Origin of the sequence: Acinetobacter sp. YZS-X1-1, from assembly GCF_000804305.1 — a bacterium.
GTDB lineage: Bacteria > Pseudomonadota > Gammaproteobacteria > Pseudomonadales > Moraxellaceae > Acinetobacter > Acinetobacter variabilis.
The window spans coordinates 1-1351 of sequence record NZ_JWHB01000059.1; the positions used below are offsets into that span (position 1 = coordinate 1).

Sequence of the window (1351 nt, forward strand, 5' to 3'; positions counted from 1 at the left end):
TTATATTTAGAAATACTAGATCATATAAAAAACCATTATTTAACATAAAATCTCTTATATGAAATTTGAATACAAGTCCCAGTTAGCTTCAATCCTGGCTTACTTTACGTTTTGTAATTTTAAAAGTTCGTCGTTCCGCAAATCGGTGAGCTAGGTCAGGATTCCGGCCGTCCAAGTGTTTAACCAAGATTGGCACACCATTCGGTGTGACTCTACTTCGTAGTTTCATAGGTTTTTTTAAGCCCGTATATCTTTTGGTGAAGATATACGGGATTCTATTCTTTATATTTCTGGGAAATAAAAGACCTGCTAATAGAATATTTATAGCGGGTTTCGTGCGCTATAATCTGTCAAGAAAAGCTTAGCTATTAATAAACCTCCCGGAGGAGGTTTAAACAATATTTTTTAGATCAGATCGAATATATTTTTTTATTTTTGGGGTGAATAAAACAATTATCTAAAGTTAATCTTATGACTTGCCCATCAACAATAATTTGATTAGAAGGTTGATATATATTTCCTCCAATATTTGAAGTCAAATTACTACTAGATTTAGGCTCATAAACTCTTTTTATAATAACCTCATCACCTTCATTATTCATGGCAGTAACATCTTCAAGTCTATGCTTAGAACACATATATACCTCTATTCTTTAATGATGAAATAGTAAACTCAATAAATCATAGCTAGATATAGATAATATCAAACAAATCACAACAGAACTGTAAATCTTTTTAGCTTGTACTCTATCTTCCAGGATATTTACCCATAAGAAAAGAAAAAACCCCTCAATATCTAGAATGCGAGGGGTAATGTGGTTGGCGAGGCCCGTATCAGCAATGGATGGCAAGAACAAACGGGCTTTATCATGATTGATTCACAAAGTGTAAAAAACACAGATACTGCACGTGATAAAGGGTATGATGCTGGTAAAAAAGTTTCAGGCATTAAAAGACATATTATTGTTGATACTGAAGGTCTCCCGCATGGAATATTGGTTACGACAGCAGATAAAACAGATCGTCAAGGTGCGTGAGATACTATAACTTTGCTTAAAGATAGCTTACAAAATGTAGAGGTTGTACTTGTTGATGGCGGTTATACAGGTGAACCCTTTTCTTTGGCTGTTAATAATTTAATCGGATCCCGAGTTGATGTAGCTAAACGAAGTGAATTGCATAAATTTGCAGTCATTCCACAACACTGGGTTTTGGAAAGATCATTTGCCTGGTTAGAAAAATGTAGAAGGCTCTGGAAAAACTGTGAAAAGTACCTAAATACGAACCTTCAGTTCATTAATTGAGCCTTTTTAAAGCTACTTTTGCATAGAAAATATTCTGGATAGGTTCT

General features: G+C 34.0%; 1 protein-coding gene and 1 pseudogene. One reads left to right on the forward strand and one right to left on the reverse strand.

What is annotated here, in order from left to right; translation table 11 throughout:
• Positions 1 to 410: 410 nt before the first annotated feature.
• Positions 411 to 638, reverse strand: a complete 228-nt coding sequence (locus RJ01_RS15425) for a hypothetical protein (protein ID WP_034171725.1) — start codon at positions 636 to 638, stop codon at positions 411 to 413.
• A gap of 174 nt (positions 639 to 812) precedes the next feature.
• Here RJ01_RS15425 and RJ01_RS16055 point away from each other — a divergent pair.
• Positions 813 to 1304: pseudogene (locus RJ01_RS16055) on the forward strand (IS5 family transposase); the annotation flags it as partial.
• Positions 1305 to 1351: the final 47 nt, after the last annotated feature.

Excerpts from the sequence above, each read along its gene's own strand:
- RJ01_RS15425 (WP_034171725.1), bottom strand. The coding sequence starts at position 638 with ATGTGTTCTAAGCATAGACTTGAAGATGTTACTGCCATGAATAATGAA.